Source organism: Pseudomonas yangonensis (genome assembly GCF_009932725.1).
Classification (GTDB): domain Bacteria; phylum Pseudomonadota; class Gammaproteobacteria; order Pseudomonadales; family Pseudomonadaceae; genus Aquipseudomonas; species Aquipseudomonas yangonensis.
Map to the genome: position 1 here is coordinate 1 of NZ_BLJU01000245.1, position 393 is coordinate 393.

A 393-nucleotide genomic window follows, 5' to 3' on the forward strand; every position below is an offset into this window, starting at 1 on the left:
GGCGCGTACCGCCCGGCATATGTCGCTGGGCGCCGATGTGCAGCCGGTGGCCGAGGGCGGCGGCCGCGAGGTGGTGGAAGTGGCCCGCGCCTTCAACGCCATGCGCGAGCGCATCAGCCGCTACCTGACCGAGCGTGCTCAGTTGTTCAGCGCCATCTCCCATGACCTGCGCACGCCCATCACCCGTCTGCGCCTGCGCGTCGAACTGCTCGACGATGAAAACCTGCAGAGCAAGTTCGGCCGCGATCTGGATGATCTCGAGCTGCTGGTCAAGGGCGCGCTGCAATGTGTGAAGGACACCGACATTCACGAGAACATCGAGCCGGTGGATCTTGATCATCTGCTGCATTGCCTGATCGAACCTTACCTGGCACCGGCCGGCAACCGCCGCCT

General features: G+C 64.9%; 1 protein-coding gene. It reads left to right on the forward strand.

Annotated elements, in window-relative coordinates:
* Nucleotides 1-393 (forward strand): histidine kinase dimerization/phospho-acceptor domain-containing protein (locus tag GYB81_RS24185; protein WP_306342888.1); only part of this gene is annotated, 393 nt, incomplete at both ends.